The organism is Amycolatopsis sp. NBC_00355 (assembly GCF_036104975.1).
GTDB lineage: Bacteria > Actinomycetota > Actinomycetes > Mycobacteriales > Pseudonocardiaceae > Amycolatopsis.
Genome location: NZ_CP107982.1, coordinates 2,467,211 through 2,483,658, shown reverse-complemented (window position 1 = coordinate 2,483,658; position 16,448 = coordinate 2,467,211). Strand labels below are relative to the sequence as shown.

At 71.9% G+C, this 16,448-nt stretch carries 12 protein-coding genes; 7 read left to right on the top strand and 5 right to left on the bottom strand.

All coding sequences use genetic code 11. The features are described from left to right. Nucleotides 1-20 precede the first annotated feature (20 nt). Nucleotides 21-2,444 (top strand): glycoside hydrolase family 32 protein, encoded by a 2,424-nt coding sequence (locus tag OHS18_RS10115; RefSeq protein WP_328616773.1) that lies wholly within the window; start codon nucleotides 21-23, stop codon nucleotides 2,442-2,444. Nucleotide 2,445: 1 nt separating this feature from the next. On the opposite strand, the gene OHS18_RS10110 is transcribed toward OHS18_RS10115, so the two are convergent. After that, nucleotides 2,446-3,123, bottom strand: a complete 678-nt coding sequence (locus tag OHS18_RS10110) for an SDR family NAD(P)-dependent oxidoreductase (protein ID WP_328616772.1) — start codon at nucleotides 3,121-3,123, stop codon at nucleotides 2,446-2,448. Nucleotides 3,124-3,224: 101 nt separating this feature from the next. On the opposite strand from OHS18_RS10110, the gene OHS18_RS10105 reads away from it, so the two are divergent. The 4 genes from OHS18_RS10105 to OHS18_RS10090 all read left to right on the top strand — a co-directional run bounded on the left by OHS18_RS10105 (nucleotide 3,225) and on the right by OHS18_RS10090 (nucleotide 10,584). Next, on the top strand, nucleotides 3,225-4,064 hold the full coding sequence (locus OHS18_RS10105; protein ID WP_328616771.1) for a helix-turn-helix transcriptional regulator: 840 nt from the start codon (nucleotides 3,225-3,227) through the stop codon (nucleotides 4,062-4,064). 111 nt (nucleotides 4,065-4,175) lie between these two features. Further along, nucleotides 4,176-6,188 (top strand): phosphocholine-specific phospholipase C, encoded by a 2,013-nt coding sequence (locus tag OHS18_RS10100; RefSeq protein ID WP_328616770.1) that lies wholly within the window; start codon nucleotides 4,176-4,178, stop codon nucleotides 6,186-6,188. Between the two features lie 115 nt (nucleotides 6,189-6,303). After that, the gene (locus OHS18_RS10095; RefSeq protein ID WP_328616769.1) at nucleotides 6,304-9,666 is read left to right on the top strand and encodes a glycosylhydrolase-like jelly roll fold domain-containing protein; all 3,363 of its coding nucleotides are present in this window, start codon (nucleotides 6,304-6,306) and stop codon (nucleotides 9,664-9,666) included. 357 nt (nucleotides 9,667-10,023) lie between these two features. Further along, a complete protein-coding gene (locus OHS18_RS10090) occupies nucleotides 10,024-10,584 on the top strand; it encodes a hypothetical protein (protein WP_328453683.1) in 561 nt (186 codons plus the stop codon). Between the two features lie 81 nt (nucleotides 10,585-10,665). On the opposite strand, the gene OHS18_RS10085 is transcribed toward OHS18_RS10090, so the two are convergent. Then, nucleotides 10,666-10,941: a multicopper oxidase domain-containing protein gene (locus tag OHS18_RS10085; RefSeq protein ID WP_328616768.1), complete on the bottom strand. Its 276-nt coding sequence runs from the start codon at nucleotides 10,939-10,941 to the stop codon at nucleotides 10,666-10,668. An 87-nt stretch (nucleotides 10,942-11,028) separates the two neighbouring features. Here OHS18_RS10085 and OHS18_RS10080 point away from each other — a divergent pair, with 87 nt between their 5' ends. Next, nucleotides 11,029-11,745, top strand: coding sequence for a TetR family transcriptional regulator (locus OHS18_RS10080; protein ID WP_328616767.1), 717 nt, complete (start codon nucleotides 11,029-11,031; stop codon nucleotides 11,743-11,745). 14 nt (nucleotides 11,746-11,759) lie between these two features. Here the strand turns inward: OHS18_RS10080 and OHS18_RS10075 are convergent, their stop codons facing one another. Then, a complete protein-coding gene (locus tag OHS18_RS10075) occupies nucleotides 11,760-12,101 on the bottom strand; it encodes a hypothetical protein (RefSeq protein WP_328453687.1) in 342 nt (113 codons plus the stop codon). A 26-nt stretch (nucleotides 12,102-12,127) separates the two neighbouring features. Next, on the bottom strand, nucleotides 12,128-12,721 hold the full coding sequence (locus OHS18_RS10070; protein ID WP_328453689.1) for an SRPBCC family protein: 594 nt from the start codon (nucleotides 12,719-12,721) through the stop codon (nucleotides 12,128-12,130). 91 nt (nucleotides 12,722-12,812) lie between these two features. Here OHS18_RS10070 and OHS18_RS10065 point away from each other — a divergent pair, with 91 nt between their 5' ends. Further along, nucleotides 12,813-13,460, top strand: coding sequence for a TetR/AcrR family transcriptional regulator (locus tag OHS18_RS10065; protein ID WP_328616766.1), 648 nt, complete (start codon nucleotides 12,813-12,815; stop codon nucleotides 13,458-13,460). A 986-nt stretch (nucleotides 13,461-14,446) separates the two neighbouring features. Here the strand turns inward: OHS18_RS10065 and ligA are convergent. Next, a complete protein-coding gene (gene ligA / locus OHS18_RS10060) occupies nucleotides 14,447-16,438 on the bottom strand; it encodes an NAD-dependent DNA ligase LigA (protein WP_328616765.1) in 1,992 nt (663 codons plus the stop codon). Between the last annotated feature and the right edge of the window lie 10 nt (nucleotides 16,439-16,448).

The following is a 16,448-nucleotide window of genomic DNA, read 5'->3' as shown; positions in this document are numbered from 1 at the left end:
CATCGTCGATGCTGACAACGTTGTCTCCGAAGAGGGTGGGCCTCGTGGTCCGGATCGCCCGTGTGTCGCTCGTAGTTCTCCTCGCCGCCCTGGCGGTCCTCGTGCCCGTGAGCCCCGCCAGCGCGGGCACCGTGGCCGGCTACCCGGAGTTCCCGTACCCGGCGACCACCTACCAGGAGCCGTTCCGGGGGCAGTTCCACTTCAGCTCGCAGGCCGGGTGGATGAACGATCCCAACGGCCTGGTCTACGCCAACGGCCTCTACCACTTCTTCTACCAGCACAACCCGCACGGCCTCGAATGGGACACGATGCACTGGGGCCACGCCACCAGCCCGGACCTGGTGCACTGGACGCAGAAGCCGATCGCGCTGGAGCCGGACGTGCACCCCGGCATCCTGTTCTCCGGCGGCGGCGTCGTCGACCGGGACAACACGTCGGGGCTGAAGACCGGCCCGCTCGACCCGATCATCGTGTTCACCAACACGAACGGCGTCGGCGTCTACTACAGCAACGACAACGGCCGCAGCTTCCAGCCGTACGACAAGGGGCGCAAGCAGATCGAGATCCCGGAGGAGAGCCGGGACCCGAAGGTGGTCTGGGACGCCGCGCGCCGGCAGTGGGCGATGGTCGTGTGGTCCGATCGCGGCGGCCGGGGCGTCGACGTCTACACCTCACCCGACCTGCTGCACTGGAGTTTCGCCAGCCGGTACGCGGCGGACTGGCTCTTCGAATGCCCCGACCTGTTCCCGATGACGCTGAACGGCACGCAGCAGTGGGTGCTGACGTCGGCGACGAGCGAGTACGTCGTCGGTTCGTTCGACGGCAGGACGTTCCGCACCGACCGGCCGCAGCCGAAGAAGATGAACCAGGGCACCACGTTCGCCGGCGGCACGTTCTACGCCGCCGAGACGTTCTCGAACGCGCCGGGCGGCCGCGTCGTGCAGATGGCCTGGCAAGGCGGCAACCGCGGCAGCACCTGGACCGGCGACGCCACCTTCCCGGCGGAGCTGAAGCTCGTCGGCTCACCCGACGGGCCCCAGATCACGCGGACGCCGGTCGCCGAGCTGGATTCACTGCGGGCCGACAGCCGGAGCTGGCAGAACCAGACCGTGAGCCCCGGGAGCAACCTCTTCGGCGGGATCCTCGCCGACACCTACGAGATCACCGCGACCTTCGACGTCGCGAGCGCGACCGCCGCGCAGTTCGGCTTCGCGCTGCACAGCCGTTCCGACGGCAGCGCCGACCGGACCGTCGTCTACGACCGCGCGGCGGGCACGCTCTACGGGAAGCCCTTGGCGCCCACGAACGGCGAGGTCACCCTGCGGCTGCTGGTCGACCGCGGCCAGCTCGAGGTCTTCGGCGGCGACGGCCGGTTCTCCGTGGCCGACAACGTGAACTTCGACTCCGCCGCGGTCAGCCAGGGCATCCGGCTGTTCGCGACGGGCGGCCAGGTGCGGTTGAAGAGCGCGAAGTTCACCCGGCTCAGCACGAGCTGGGGCACCGCGCAGTCGACGCTGGAGAGCAACCTCGCCGGCCCGTGGCACGCGGCCGGCGGCTCGTGGACCGACACCAGCGGCGGGAAGCAGGCGCGGGCCACCGGCGACGCCTTCTACCTCGCCGCGAGCACCGCGGGCGACGCCGTCTACCAGGGCGACGTCCGGCTGGACACCGCGCAGGCGGCCGGGCTGACGTTCCGGGCGACCGACGACGGCGCCGGTTACACGGCCAACATCGACACAAGCGGCGTGGTGAAGCTGTGGCGGCCCGGCCGCGACATCGCGACGTACGCCACACCCATCGCGGCCGGCAGCACCCACCACCTGGAGGTGCGCACGACCGGCTCCCGCATCCAGGTCCTGCTCGACCACGGCAGCACGCCGGTCATCGACGCCACCGACGACGTCTACGCGTCGGGCCGGTTCGGCGCGAACGCCTACCATGGGACGGCGACCGTGCAGAACCTGAACACCGGCGCCGGCGGCCTGGACGCGTTCACCTCCGGCGCCTGGACCGCCCGGGGTGGCACCTGGACCACCACCCCGGACGGCCTCCGCGGCCGCTCGCCCGACGACGGCTTCTACCTCAGCGACCGCACCGGAACGGACTTCACCTACGACGGCGACGTGTCGGTCACCAACGGCACGGCGGCCGGCCTGACCTTCCGCGCGGCCGCCGACGGCACCGGCTACACCGCGAACGTCGACAGCGGCGGGCTGGTCAAGCTGTGGCGCCCCGGCCGCGACATCGCGACGTACGCGACGCCGATCATCGAGGGCCGCACGTATCACCTGACCGTGCGGACGACGGGCGCCCGCATCCAGGTCTGGCTCGACCACGGTGCCGCTCCGGTCATCGACGCCACGGACACCGCGTACGCGTCGGGGCGGTTCGGGGTGAACGGCTACGCGGGGAACACCCTCACCCAGCACCTGGCGATCAGCTGAGTCACCAGCCGAGCTCGGCGTCGTCCTCCTGGAAGGTGCCCGTCGGCCCGTCCTCGCCGATGACGGCCATCCGGACGACGGTCCGGGCGCTGACCTCGACCGGGCGGCCGTGCGGGTTCTCGACGCCGCCGAGCAGGGTCGCGGTGTAACCCGGCTCGACGGCGTTGAACTTCACCTCAGGCACCGCCCGCGCGTACTGGACCGTGAGCATCGAGACGGCCGCCTTGCTCGCGCCGTAGACGATCGCCGACACCTGCGACGCGGGCCGGGCGGGGTCGTGGTTGGCCGAGAACGAGCCCAGCGCGCTGGAGATGTTCACGACGACCGGGTTGGCGGACTTCCGCAGCAGCGGCAGCGCCGCCTCGGTGACGCGGACGATCCCGACCGCGTTCGTGTCGAACACCGCCAGCGCCTCCGGGCCGTTGAGGGCGAGCAGGGCGATGCCCGCGTTGTTGACGAGCACGTCGAGCCCGCCTTCGAGCTGGTCGAAGGCCGCGGCGACGGACGCGTCGTCGGTGACGTCGAGCGGGACGAACCGGGCGCCGACCTCGTCGGCGGCCGCGCGGCCGCGGTCGACGTCACGGGCGCCGAGGTAGACGGTGTGCCCGGCGGCGACGAGCTGGCGGGCGGTTTCCTTGCCGAGGCCCCGGTTGGCCCCGGTGATCAATGTGGTGGTCATGACCCGAGCTTCCGGCGCCGCCCGAGGGTTAGGCAGTCGTGCCGTTTTCGTAGGACCGCCAGGGCCAGGACAAGGCCACCGCGGGCGCGCACACTGGAGGCGTGGAGACGTGGGAGTTCGGCCGGATGGTGCGCCGCTGGCGCGACCGCGTCGCGCCCGAGACGGCCGGGGTGCCGGTGGGCCGGCGCCGCCGCGCGACGGGCCTGCGCCGCGAGGAACTCGCCGGTCTCGCGGGGATCTCCGCCGACTACCTGACCCGCCTGGAACAGGGGCGCGCGACCTCGCCGTCGGTGCAGGTCGTGGAGGCGCTGGCGCGTGCCCTGCGCCTGGCCGACGGGGAGCGCGACCTGCTGTTCCGGCTGGCCGGGCACGCCGCGCCCGGGCTCGACGTCGTCCCGTCGCGGATCACCCCGAGCGTCCAGCGCCTGCTCGACCGGCTGGCGCACACGCCGGTCGCCGTCTACGACGCGACCTGGACGCTCGTCGTCGCCAACGCGGCCTACGACGCGCTGATGGGGGAGACGACGGCCTGGCGCGGGATCGAACGCAACGCCGTCTGGCGCCACCTCGCCGGCCCCGGCACGCGCGCGGTCCACACCCCGGCGGAACACGCCGAATTCGTGGCGCAGCTGGTCGCCGACCTGCGGCTGAACGTGGCGCGGTACCCCGCCGACCGGAGCGTCACCCGGCTCGTCGAGCAGCTGTCGCGGACGCCGCGGTTCGTCGAACTCTGGGACGCCGGCGCGCCCGGGCCGGCCCAGGAGACGTCGAGGCACAAGGTCGTCGACCACCCGCTGGTCGGCCGCATCACCCTCGACTGCGACACGCTCATCGTGGCCGCGGACGACCTGCGCATCATGGTCTACACGGCCGAACCGGGCACCGAGGACGCCGAGCGCCTCGACCTGGCGATCGTGCTCGGTACGCAGACGCTCGTCTGAACGAGCCGTTGATCCGGGCTTCACCCCGTGTTCCCCCGCAGCGGTGGTGATTTCCCGCCGCAGCGGGCGATACTGGCGCGGTTCCCGGCCACCACACCCTCCGGAGCCCTGATGACGGACGTCAACCGCAGGCGGTTCTTGCAGCTCACCGGCGGCACCGCTGCCCTTTCGGTCATTTCGGGCAGTATCGCCCGCGCGGCGGAGATCCCCGCCCACCACCGCACGGGCACCCTGCGCGACGTCGAGCACATCGTGGTCCTGATGCAGGAGAACCGGTCGTTCGACCACTACTTCGGCACGATGCGCGGCGTCCGCGGCTTCGGCGACCCGCGGCCGGCGACGCTGTCCTCGGGCAAGCCCGTCTGGGCGCAGCCGGACGGCGATCGCGACATCCTGCCCTTCCACCCCGACGCGGACAACCTGGGCCTGCAGTTCATCCAGGACCTCCCGCACAGCTGGAACGACACGCACACGGCGTGGAACCAGGGCAGGTACGACAAGTGGGTGCCCGCCAAGGGCTCGACCACGATGGCCTACCTGACCCGCGAGGACATCCCGTTCCACTACGCGCTGGCCGACGCGTTCACGATCTGCGACAGCTACCACTGCTCGTTCATGGGCTCCACCGACCCGAACCGCTACTACATGTGGACCGGCTTCACCGGCAACGACGGCACCGGCGGCGGGCCGGTCCTGGGCAACGACGAAAAGGGCTACTCCTGGACGACCTACCCCGAGCGCCTGGAGAAGGCCGGCGTGTCGTGGAAGATCTACCAGGACGTCGGTGACGGTCTCGACGCCGCCGGGGGCTGGGGCTGGATCGACGACGCCTACCGCGGCAACTACGGCGACAACTCGTTGCTGTACTTCAACTCCTACCGCAACGCGAAGCCCGGCGACCCGCTGTACGACAAGGCCCGCACCGGCACGAACGCGAAGGCCGGCGACGGGTACTTCGACCGGTTGCGCGCCGACGTCAAGGCCGGGACGCTGCCCCAGGTCTCGTGGATCACCGCGCCGGAGGCGTTCTGCGAACACCCGAACTGGCCGGTGAACTACGGCGCCTGGTACCTCGCGCAGGTGCTCGACGCGCTCACCGCGAACCCGGAGGTCTGGAGCAAGACGGCGCTGCTGGTCACCTACGACGAGAACGACGGCTTCTTCGACCACGTGCTCCCGCCGTACGCGACGGCCGGCCAGTCCACTGTGGACACGACGGGGGAGATCTTCGCGGGCTCGGCGTCGAACCCGGGTGGCCCGTACGGCCTCGGCCAGCGCGTGCCGATGATGGTCGTGTCGCCGTGGAGCAAGGGCGGCTGGGTGTGCTCCGAGACGTTCGACCACACGTCGATCATCCGGTTCATCGAACGGCGCTTCGGGGTGGCCGAACCGAACATCACGCCGTGGCGGCGGTCGGTGTGCGGTGACCTGACGTCGGCGTTCGACTTCGCGCGCACGGACGTCCACGTGCCGAGGCTGCCGGACACGGCCGCCTACGCGCCGCCGGACCGCGAGCGGCACCCGGACTACGTGCCCGCCGTGCCCGCGAAAGGCGTGTTGCCGAAGCAGGAACGCGGGTCGCGCCCGGCGCGGGCCCTGCCGTACGACCTGGCCGCTGACGCGCGTGTGCACGGCGACCAGCTGACGCTGAGTTTCGCCAACCACGGCCGGGCGGGCGCGGCGTTCGTCGTGACGTCGCCGGCGGCGGACCCGCGGACGTACACCGTGGGCGCCGGACGCTCGCTGTCCGGCGCGGTGCCCGCCGCCGGCGGGTACGACTTCACCGCCCACGGCCCGAACAGCTTCCTGCGGCAGTTCCGGGGCGCCGTCGCCGGGCCCGAGGTGAGCGCCCGCCAGGACGGCGGCTGCGTCGAGCTGACCCTGACCAACCCCGGGTCCGCCACGGTCCGGCTGACGATCACGGACGCGTACGGCCGCCGCTCGACGACCCGGCAGCTGCGGCCGGGCGCGCGGGCTGTCGAGAGGGTGGACACCGGGCGGAGCGGCAACTGGTACGACGTCTCCGTGACGTCGGACAAGGACGCGAAGTTCCTGCGCCGCCTGGCCGGTCACCTCGAGAACGGCCGTCCCAGCACCAGCGACCCGGCGATCCTCACGCGGTGAGCCGATAGGGCTGTCCCGTCGGACAGGATGCCGGTCATGCCTTGACGGGTATGACCGGCGTCACGTACGTTCCGCCGTGTCTTGAATCGTTTCAATCCACGGCGGGGGATCAACGGTGATCGAGAACGACCCTGTACGCACCACGGCGATCGGCGACTTCAGGCTCTCCCGGCGGCGGATGCTCGCGCTCGCTTCGGCCGCGGCCGTCGCCGGGACGGCCGGTGGCTGGGAGTTCGCCTACGCCACGCCGGAAACCAGTGCCGCGGCGGGCCGCTTCGCCGACCCGCGCCCGGATTCCCGGCCCACCGTGCTGTGGTTCTGGAACGGCACCGTCACCACCGCCCTGGTCGCCGACGGGCTGGCGGACCTGCGGGACAAGGGCATCCACGAAGTCCTGGTCTTCCCGTTCGACACGGCGGCGCTGAAACCGGCCTTCTTCACCGAAGACTGGTTCACGATCATCGAGTTCACCCTGCGCGAGGCGCAGCGCCGTGGCATGCACCTGTGGCTGTTCAACGACGACTACTTCCCGAGCGGCCGCGCCGCCGGGCTGGTCGTGGACGGCGGCAAGATCGGCGACCGGGTTTACCGGCCGCGTCCGGACCTGCGGCTCAAGGGCGTCGGGCACCAGATCCTGACCGTCCCCGGCGGGGCCCCGGTGCCGCTGATCAGCCGGGGGCTTTCGGTGTCGGGCGGCCGGTTGCTGGTCGACGCCGCCGCCCGCGACGGCGTCACCCTGCTGCGCGACGGCGCCGGGTGGCAGGACTACGACGTCGTGGCGAAGGTCCGCGTGGAAAGCGCGACGGCCGGGCTCATGGTGCGCAGCACCGACGAGGGCAACGGCGTCCTCGCCGACCTGCGCACCGACGGCGCCGTCGACTTCTGGCAGCAGACCGGCGGCGCGTTCACCCAGGTCCGGGGCGGCACCCCGGTCCCCGGCTTCGACCCCGCCGCCGACCACGAACTGGCCGTGCGGGTCCGGGGGACGACCGCGACCGTGACGCTGGACGGCGTCGCGCAGCCCGCGGTGGACGGCCTGAAGTACGCGTCCGGCCGGGTCGGGGTGCGCGCCGTGGCGAGCCAGCGCTCGTCGTGGGACAGCCTGACCGTGCGCGACGCGGCGGGCGCGGCGCTGTACACGGAGACGTTCGACAGCGCCGCCGCCCTGGACGGCTTCGACCTGCCCGCGACCGGCGTCCCGCTGGTCGCCGCGGCCGCGCGGCCGGCGTCCTCGACGGATCCCGCCACGCTGGTGGACCTGACCGCGCAGGCCCGCGCGGGCGGCACGTGGACGCCGCCCGCCGGGACCTGGCAGCTGGACCTGTTCACCGTCCGCGACCTGAGCACCCCCACCGGTACCGGCCGCGCCTACCTCGACCTGCTCGACGACGAGGCGGTGCGCCTGTTCATCGACGCCGTGCCGGGGGAGTACGTGCGCCGGTTCCCGTGGGCGCCGGGCGCGGTGCTGCGCGGCTTCGCCGACGACGAGCCCTACCTCGCCTCGGCCGACGGGCCGTTCAACACGGTTCCGTGGTCGCCCACGCTGGACGCGGAACTGCACGCGCTCGGGACGTCACCGGGCATCGCGCTGACCGCGGTGCACGACGCCGGTCTCGGCAACGCCGGTCTGCGGCTGCGCGGCGTGTTCTGGCGCGCGGTGAGCAACCGGTTCGCGGCGGCGTACTACAAGAGCCAGGGCCAGTGGCTGGCCGGGCACGGCCTGAAGCTGATCTCCAACCCGCTGTGGGACGAGTACGGCCCGGGCGAGCAGCTGCGCAGCTCCGGCAACCTGAACACGAACAACCAGTGGGCACAGGTGCCGGGCACCGACCTGATCTTCGACCACTACCAGCGCGGGTACCACCGCACGCTGTCGCGCTGGCCGGCCAGCACCGCGCACCAGCTCGGGCTGGAGCGCGTCTACCTGGAGGCGATGGGCGGCACCGGCTGGCAGGTCACGCCGTCGTTCGTCCGCGAGGTGGTCGGCGCGTTCGCCGTGCGCGGGGTCAACCACACGCTGCTGCACGCGCGGTTCAGCGACGAGAACCAGATCGTCTACCCGCCGCCGTTCCAGCCGGCCAACCCGTGGTGGGCGGTGTCCGCGCCGCTCAACGACTGGATCGGCCGGCTGATGGAAGCCTGCCGCGCCCCGGCGAAGGCCCGCACCGCGCTGCTGCAGCCGCAGCGCGCCGTCGAGTCCACACAGGACACCCCGGCGATGGCCGACCTCGACACGGCGTTCCTGAGCACCGCCCACGCCCTCGAAGACGTCCAGGTCGACTTCGACTTCCTGGACGAAGGCGCGCTCGACGCCGACCCGGCGCTGCGGACGCACGCCCGGCCCAGCGGCCCGAAGCTGGTCGTGGGGCAGCAGGGGTACGGGATCGTCGTGGTGCCCCGGACGCCGATCCTCGCCGTCGGTTCGGTGCGGACGCTGATCCGGTTCGTCCGCGGCGGCGGCACGGTGGTCGTCGTCGGCGAACCGCCGAGCCGCGAGGCCGGCGGAGACGACGCGGGCCTGCGGGCCGCGCTGGCCGAGCTGTTCCGCGCGCGCACGGCGGTCCGGGTGGCCGACCCGGTGGCGGCCGCGACGGCCGTGGCCACCGCGGGTGGTGCGGCGGCGGTACTGGAACCGCGGCACGCCGACGTCCGGGTGCTGCGCCTCGAAAGCGACGGCCGGCCGATGTTCGTCGTGCTCAGCGAGCGCGCCGACGCCGTCGAGCTGACCGCGACCTTCCCGGCGACCGGCGTGCCCGAGGTGTGGGACCCCGACACCGGCACCACGGCACCCGTCGGCGTCTGGCGGCGGGCGCCGTCCGGGAGCACGGCGACCGTCCTGCGCTTGGAACCGAAAGCCACGCTGCTGGTCGTGTTCCGCGCCGGACCGGAACCCGCGCACGCGGTGAGCGCGTCGGCGCCGGTGGAGCGGGTGCGTGCCGACGGCCGGGCCGCGACCTTGCGCGCGGTCGCCCCGGGACCGGTCAGCGTTACGGTGAATGCGGGCGGCCGGACGCTTTCCGGAACTGCCACGGTTTCCGATCCGCTCACGGCCATTCCGTCCGGCGGGGACTGGGTGTTCCGCTTCGATCGTCCGGACGCGCCGGCGACCACGCGCCCCTTGGGTTCCTGGACCGACCTGGAACCGGCGTACTCCGGATCGGCTTGGTACGAAAAGGACTTCGATGTCACGGCCGCGACGTTGGCCGGTCGCAAGTGGACCCTGGACCTCGGCGAAGTCCACGAAGTGGCCGAGATCGAGGTCAACGGGACCGCACTCGGGTCGCGCTTGTGGGCGCCGTACCGGCTGGACGTCACCGCGGCCCTGAAGCCGGGCCGCAACCGGCTGCGGGTGCGGGTCACCAACACCGGCGCGAACGCGCGCGGCGACGTGCTCGCGTCCGGTTTGCTCGGTCCGGTGAGCCTCCGGCCGTACCGCGTCGTCGACGTCTCACTGTCCCCGGCGGCCGGACCGCGCTAGCTCGCGTCCACATCGGACGGTGTGGTGATACACGCGGGCCGGAAATGTCCCAGAAAGGCGGGCGCGGCATTCAGTCGAATGGAAAAGGCCGTTCGGTCGAGGTCCCTTTTCCGGAGGCCGGGCGCCGAGTCGTGTTACAGTGTCCTTTGGGGACGGTGGGCAGGCGCCCTGCCACAGCAAATGCTCCGGGCGTGGGAAAAAGAGTGGTGCAGACGACTGGCCGCCGGATTGGTTACGGTCCGCGGCGGTGTCGATCAGTTGAGATTGCTCACGCCGGGAATTTCCTGTTTTCGGGTTTCCGGTTCCGCTCACGGTGCACTCCTACGAGGTCGAACCACCCCTCGAAAGGAGCCTTCAGTGAGAATCGGAAAGCTCGGCCGCTCCGCGGTCGTCGCCTTGCTCGTCACCGGCCTCGTAGCCTTCTTCGCCGGTGCGGGAACGGCTTCCGCGGCTCCGGCCCCGGCCGCCCAGGCCGCTTCGGCGCTGACCGCGCCGATCACCGGCACGTTCACCGACGCGTCGGGCGGAACCGGTACGGCGGCGGGTACCTTCACGCCGACCGGCTTCACCACCGACGGCACCAGCACGCTCGCCGACGGTGTCGCCGACCTGACCATGGTCGACTCCGCCGGCCAGCAGGTCGGCACCGTTTCGCAGGCCGTCACCGTGCCGGTCGGCGTCGCGGCGGCGTCCTGCCAGATCCTCGACCTGGTGCTCGGGCCGCTCGATCTCGACCTGCTCGGCCTGGTCGTGCACCTCAACCAGGTGCACCTGAACATCACGGCCGACGCCGGTCCCGGCAACCTGCTGGGCAACCTCCTGTGCGCGATCGCGGGCCTGCTCGACCCGGGCCCCTTGAGCAACCTGCAGGCGCTGGTCAACCTGCTGAACCAGATCCTCGCGATCCTCGGCGGCTGACCATCCACATCGGACACCCCGGTTCGCCGGAGTGACGGAACGGCCCACCCGGAAACCCCGGGTGGGCCGTCGTCGTGTGCGCTACTGCGTCGAGAAGTCCGCCATCATCGCCATGTCCTCGTGTTCGAGGTTGTGGCAGTGCAGCATGTACCGGCCCGCGTAGTCGGTGAACTTCACCGCCACCTCGACCGCCTCCGACGGGCGGACGTCGACCGTGTCCTTCCAGTCCGCGTCGTACGGGCCCGGCGCCAGCGCGAAGAGCATGCCCGACATGCGGTGCGCGGCCAGCATCGAATAGTGGCCCTGCAGGAAGGCGCCGGCCGGCACCGGCTGCAGGCAACCGAGCACAGTCGCCACGACGGCGCTCGCCCGGAGCAGCACGAGCGCGCCGCGGAAAAATTACCGTAGCCGAAAATATCCGGGCGGTGCACTAAGTTGGAGCCCATGAGTCCGCGAACGGTGAACTGGGCGGCCTCGCGCACCCGGCGCAACGGGGAGCCCGAGGTCGAGGGGTTGCGAGAGCGCAAGAAGCGCCTGATGCGCCAGCAGCTCTCGGACACGGCGACGGAGATGTTCGTCGAGCGGGGTTTCGACGCCGTGCGCGTGGCGGAGATCGCCGAGGCGTGCGGGGTGTCGGAGAAGACCGTCTTCAACTACTTCCCGACCAAGGAGTCGCTGATCCTCGACCACCCGGACGCGGCGCTGACCGCGCTGCGGGCCGACTTGGCCGAGCCCGGCGTGTCCCCGGTCGAAGCGGCGCTGCGGATCCTCGCGGAGGAACGCGCCGCCGTCCTGTCCTGGCTCGCCGAGCAGGACGACCCGGCCGAGGCGATCACGAAGTCCCGGCGGTTCGGGCTGCTGATCGCGACCACGCCGGCCCTGCGCGCGCACCGCCTGGAGATGACCGAGCAGCTCGTCGTGGCCGCCGCCGAGGCCTTGGCCGAGCGGGCCGGGACCACGCCGGACGACCCGGAACCGCGGGTGCTGGCGACCGCGCTCGTCGCGCTCTGGCAGATCCAGTTCCGGTCGATGGCCAAGCACCTCGATGTCACCCGCACGGCAGAGCAGGTCGAGGACTTGGTCTCGGCCGACGTCGGGCGGGCGGCGGGACTCGTCGCAGCCGGGCTCGCGGCTCTCCCGGAGTTCGCGGGAGAAGCCTGAGCCCGGCTGGTCCGCTACTTCGTGACCGAACGCCGGCGGGCGATGTGGTGCGCGACGGCGGTCGCGACGCCGACCGCGGTGAACACGCCGGTGGCGACCGGGCTCAGGAACTTCGACAGGCTCGGCGCGTCACTCGGGCCGAGCAGCCAGACCGCGAGCGACCCGGCGTAGACGGCGGTCAGGGCGGCCGTCGGCCAGCGGACGGCGTGCAGGCGGGGTTCGCGCAGGGTGCCGGCCAGCACGACGACGATCGGGATCCCGGCGAGCAGGGCGAACTGTCCGGCGACGAAGACCGGGACGGCCCAGGCCGCGATCAGCACGGCGAGCGAGGTCTTGCGGGCTGTGGTGGTGGTCATCGTTCTCTCCTGACGGTTGCGGGGTTTCAGCAGGTTTCGGCGGCGGTCTTGAGCGCGGCCAGCCAGGCGTCGAGGCCCGGGGCGAGGTACCGGATCGCGGTGGCCGGGTCGGTCTCGATCTGCGCGCCGGTCCAGCTCTCCTCGGTGCTGACGAGGACACCGCCCCGGACCGGGGTGAAGGTCCAGACGTGGACGCCGCGGTCGATGCTCAGGCCGTCACCGATCGCCGGCCCGGTCCAGCGGATGCACTGACCCGGCTTGACCTGCTGGACGGTCGAGGTGATGACGAGGGTCGTCGCCGGGGTGGTGGGCGTGGCGGGGGCCGGCGTCGTCCACCGGAACCGCGAGCCCGGCCGCAGCGGGCCCGGATCGAGCCGCTTCATGCTGGTGACGGCGTTCTGCCAGGACGGCCAGCCCTCGACGTCGGTGTGCCGTTTCCAGACGGTGCTCAGCGGCGCCTTGATCAGCGTCTCGGTCCGGTGGTGGAGCTGGGCGGCGGCGTCGATCCCGGCGCCGCGGCAGGTCAGGCTCGTCGCGGCGTCGGCCGGGGCGGCAGCGGTGACGCCGAAGATCCCGGCGGCGGCCAGCGGGATCGCGATCAGAGCGGAACGGAAGCGCATCGGATGCTCCTTGTTAGTGGTCGTTGTGTTGGTTAGAAGCTATAACTCTTCAGCTGTGAGTGTCAATAGGAAAAGTGATAGCCTCTAACTCATGACGGATCCAGCTGGTCAGAGCCCACGTGAGCGCTACCGGGCCCAGGTGCGCGCGGAGATCAAGCAGCACGCGTGGGAGCAGATCGCCGCGGCGGGCGTGCCGGCGCTGTCGCTCAACGCGATCGCCAAGCAGGTGGGCATGAGCGGCCCGGCGCTGTACCGGTACTTCGCGAGCCGCGACGAGCTGATCACCGCCCTGATCCGCGACGCCTACCGAAGCCTCGCCGACACGGTCCGAGAGGCCCGCTCCTCGGGTGCCGGGCTGGCGGAGCTGGCCCACGTCGTGCGGGACTGGGGGCGCAGTGACCCGCAGCGGTACTTCCTCATCTACGGCACCCCGGTCCCCGGCTACCACGCACCGGACGACATCACGGCGATCTCGTTCGAGGTCATGACGGTGCTCCTCGACGCGAGCGACGCGCTACCGGAGGACCGCCAGCAGACCCCGTTCGACACGCACCTCGAGACCCACCGCGACTGGGCCGCGAATCACCCGGCGGACGCCGCGACGTTGCACCGGGCGCTGTCGTTCTGGACGCGCCTGCACGGCGTGCTGTCCCTGGAACTGGCCGGCCACTTCGCGGGCATGAAGTTCGACCCGGACCTGCTGATCGACGAGGAACTCAAGGCCCTGCTGGAAAACTGACCGGCCGCCTTGCGCGCGGCGGGCGCTGTCGTGAGTGTTTAGGGGGGTTCTAACCCTCCTAAACACTCACGACGACCCACGGCAGAACTCGGCGGCGGGATCGGTGCTGGAGGCCTCGGGAACTGAGCGGCGAACATGTCCGCCGGAAGTGGCGAACTTGCGGCCTGGTGAGGTCAACTTGCCGTCGGGGAGCGGCGAGGCGCGCCACTGTATGGGTGCGGGTCTGCCCGCCAGGTCAAAGCCGTGAGGGGCACCCTCATGGCTCTTGTGTCCCTGAGGGTGCCCCTCACGGCAGGCCGGTTCGACGGCCCGCGGCCGACACGCTGCCGGGCGCGGCCAACACGTCCGCCGGGAGCGGCTAACTTGCCGCCGGGGGCGGCTAACACGTCCGCCGGTGCGGCCAACTCGCTGCCGGGAGCGGCGAACTTGCCGCCGGGGGCGGCGAGGCGCGACACCGCACGGGGGCGGGTCGGCCCGCCAGGTCATAGCCGTGAGGGGCACCCCCATGGCTTTTATGTCCCTGAGGGTGCCCCTTACGACAAGCCGGTCCGACGGCCCGCGGCCGACCTGCTGCGGGGGCGGCCAGCGTGCGACCGGAGCGGCCAAGTTGCCGCCGGGAGTGGCCAACACGCCGATCGGAGCGGCGAACTTGCCCCTGGGAACGGCCGACTCGCCGCGCGGGCGGCGAACTTGCCGCCGGACGCGGCCGACTCACCGACCGGTGCGGCCAACTCGCTGCCAGGAGTGGTCAACTCCCCGTCGGGAGCGGCGAACTTGCCGCCGGGAGCGGCGAAGCGCGCCACCGCACGGGAGCGGGTCGGCCCGCCAGGTCAAAGCCGTGAGGGGCACCCTCATGGCTCTTGTGTCCCTGAGGGGTGCCCCTCACAACAAGCAGGTCCGACGGCTCGCGGCCGACGTGCGACCGGAGCGGCCGAGTTGCCGCCGGGAGTGGCCATCATGCTGACCGGGTGACCCGGAGCCGGTGCTCAGACGATGCCCGCCGCGATCAGCATTGGCCAGATTTCGCCCTGGTCGACTACCTCGACGTCGAACTTCTCCGCCTTCGTGAGCTTGGCCGCGCCGACGTCGGTGCCCGTGATGAGCATGTCCGTCGTCGCCGAGACCGAGGACGCCGTGGTGGCGCCCGCCTTTTCGCACAGGCGCTGGAATGTCGGGCGGGGGACCTTCTCGCCCGAGCGCGGGTCGTTGATGCCGCCGGTGATCACCACCGTCTTGCCCGCCAAGGGCGCGCCGGCCGCGACGACCGGGGGCAGGTCTTCCTCGCGGACGTCCAGCGAGACACCGGCTTCGCGCAGCCGCTCGAGTTCGGGGCGCAGCCGGGTGAGGTGCTCGATCAGCGACGTCGCGACCTTCGGGCCGATGTCCTCCACCGCGACCAGGCCGTCGACGCCCGCGTTCAGGACGTCTTCCAGAGAGCCGAACCCCGCTCGGCACAGTCGGGCGGCGGTGCCCTCGGACGCCATCGGGATCGCGAGGCCGATCAGCGCGCGGCGCAGGCCGACCTGGCGGCTCGTGTCGATCGACTCGATCATGCGGGTGGCCGAGACCTCGCCGATGCGGTCGTACTCCAGCAGGGTTTCCTTGGTCAGCCCGTAGAAGTCCGACGGCTGTTCCAGGATCCCCGTCTCGGCCAGCCGTTCGATCCACACGCCGCCGATGGCGTCGATGTCCGCCGCCGCGCGCGAGGCCCAGTGGATCAACCGCCGCACGGTCTGGGCGGGGCAGGACACGTTGGTGCAGAACAGTTCCCGGCTGTTGCCCTGCTCGGTCAGCGGATGCCCGCACGACGGGCACACCGTCGGCGGCACGATCTCCTGCTCCGCGCCCGTGCGCTTCGACGCGTCCAGCACCCCGGCGACGAACGGGATCACGTCACCGGCGCGGCGCACCAGCACGGTGTCGCCGATCTTGATGCCGCGGGCGCGGATCACCTCCTGGTTGGCCAGCGTCGCGCGGGTCACCGTGGTGCCGCCCACGAAGACCGGCTCCAGCCAGGCGACCGGGGCGATCTTGCCCGTCTTGCCGACGTCCCAGACCACGTCGGCCAGCACGGTGGTCTTCTCCTCGGCGGCGAACTTGAACGCCAGGGCGCCACGCGGTGAGCTCGACCGGGTGCCGGCGGCGGCGTACGCGTCCCGGTCGGCCAGCCGCAGCACGGCGCCGTCGAGGTCGTAGTCCAGGTCGTTGCGCTGCTGCTCGATCGTGGTGATCACCGCCTGCGCGGCCTCCGCGTCGGTGCAGCGCCGCATGTCGGCCGCGGTGAACCCGAGGGTCTGCAGCGCGCTGCCGAGGTCGGTTTCCGCGCTGTCCGGGTCGGTGTAGAGGTCGAAGGCGAAGAACCGCAGGTTCCGACCGGCGACGGTGGCCGGGTCCTTGGCCCGCAGGGTGCCCGCGGCGGCGTTGCGCGGGTTGATCAGCGGCTTGTCCGGGTGTGCGGTGTTGTAGGCCGCGAAGGTGGACCGCAGCATCACGGCCTCGCCGCGCACCTCGACGCGGCCCGGGGCGTCGAGCCGGTCCGGGATCCCGTCGGTCAGCGCGCGCACCAGCAGCGTCACGTCGTCGCCGGTCGTCCCGTCGCCGCGGGTGACCGCGCGGGCCAGCCGGCCGTTCTCGTAGACCAGCGCCAGCGACAGGCCGTCCAGCTTCGGCATGACGACCACCGGCTGGCCGGGGAAGCGCTCGAAGAACGCCACGACCTGCTCGGGCCGGGTCGCCTTCTCCAGCGACAGCATCGGGCGCGAGTGCCGGATCGGGGCGTGCAGCACCGCGGGCGCGCCCACCTGCTCGAGGGGGTTCGGGTCCGGGGCCAGCTCCGGGTTCGCCTCGACCAGGCCGCGCAGCTCGTCTTCGACGGCGTCGTACTCCGCGTCCGCCACCGTGGGCGAGCCCCGGTAGTAGGCGTCGCGCATGACGACGATCCGATCGGCGAGTTCCTGGATGCGTTCCCGAGCGTTCACGGCCCAGACG

What these genes read in the sequence shown, in the direction of transcription:
- OHS18_RS10075 (WP_328453687.1), bottom strand. Translation starts at nt 12,101, where the DNA reads ATGACCACCACCACAGCCCGCAAGACCTCGCTCGCCGTGCTGATCGCG.
- OHS18_RS10065 (WP_328616766.1), top strand. Translation starts at nt 12,813, where the DNA reads ATGACGGATCCAGCTGGTCAGAGCCCACGTGAGCGCTACCGGGCCCAG.
- OHS18_RS10070 (WP_328453689.1), bottom strand. Translation starts at nt 12,721, where the DNA reads ATGCGCTTCCGTTCCGCTCTGATCGCGATCCCGCTGGCCGCCGCCGGG.
- OHS18_RS10080 (WP_328616767.1), top strand. Translation starts at nt 11,029, where the DNA reads ATGAGTCCGCGAACGGTGAACTGGGCGGCCTCGCGCACCCGGCGCAAC.
- OHS18_RS10100 (WP_328616770.1), top strand. Translation starts at nt 4,176, where the DNA reads ATGACGGACGTCAACCGCAGGCGGTTCTTGCAGCTCACCGGCGGCACC.
- OHS18_RS10110 (WP_328616772.1), bottom strand. Translation starts at nt 3,123, where the DNA reads ATGACCACCACATTGATCACCGGGGCCAACCGGGGCCTCGGCAAGGAA.